We start from the raw sequence: 926 nt of genomic DNA on the forward strand, positions 1-926 counted from the left end.
CTATAATACTTACCCGTAATGTTTTGTGGGCTGCCGGTGTAAAAGGTGAGGTACCTGCGGGGTTGCCTGAACAGAGCATTGCCAGGGGAAACCGGATACAGGTAGACGAAGTAAGCAGGGTAAATGGTTACGCCAATATTTTTGCCATAGGCGATGTGGCAGCCATGATAACTCCCGAAACCCCAAACGGGCATCCGGGTGTGGCTCCGGCAGCTATACAGCAGGGCGAATGGCTTGCCAAAAATTTGGTTCGTATTTTAAGCGGGGAAGCTGGAGTTCCGTTTAAGTACAAAGATAAAGGCTCTTTAGCAACCATAGGTCGAAACAAGGCTGTTGCCGATTTAGGTAAGATTCATTTACAGGGTTTTGTTGCCTGGTTGCTTTGGGGTTTTGTGCATTTAATGTCCTTAGCTGGTTTTACCAATAAGGGAACAGTGTTTTTTAGCTGGGCCATCAATTATTTTGCTAAAAACAGCGATAACAGGTTAATAGTGCGATATTTTGATATAGAAACCCGCATGACCGATCCGGAATCCAAATAAAAAAGGCACCAGTTTTAAAACATTGTAGCACTTATTTTATTAATAAAAAAGTAAGCGCCTATGGATCTGTTTGTTGTAATTACTTTATTGGTTATTGTAAGTGCCTTTTTCTCCTATATAAATGCACGTTTCATTAAACTTCCAGGTACTATAGGTACCGTTTTGATAGCAACCATTGTGTCAATTGTTATATTGATTGTTGATAAGTTAGATCCTTCTACAGCTAAATATTTAACCACACTCGCCAAAAATATCGACTTCTCCAAAGTGGTGCTTAATGTTATGCTGGGGTTCCTGCTTTTTTCAAGCGCGTTCAACCTTGATGGTGCAAAGCTAAAAAGAGAAATGCGCCCGGTGTTTATATTAAGCACATTGGGGGTATTG

At 41.1% G+C, this 926-nt stretch carries 2 protein-coding genes; both read left to right on the forward strand.

From position 1 onward, the window contains the following. On the forward strand, positions 1-542 hold a 542-nt coding region (locus AC1DPZ_RS28065; protein WP_477409728.1), incomplete at its 5' end, for an NAD(P)/FAD-dependent oxidoreductase. A 60-nt stretch (positions 543-602) separates the two neighbouring features. Further along, positions 603-926, forward strand: a 324-nt coding sequence (locus AC1DPZ_RS28070) for a cation:proton antiporter domain-containing protein (RefSeq protein WP_477409730.1), incomplete at its 3' end; no start/stop codon positions are given.

The sequence above is a fragment of the Mucilaginibacter sp. P4_G9 genome (assembly GCF_056400985.1).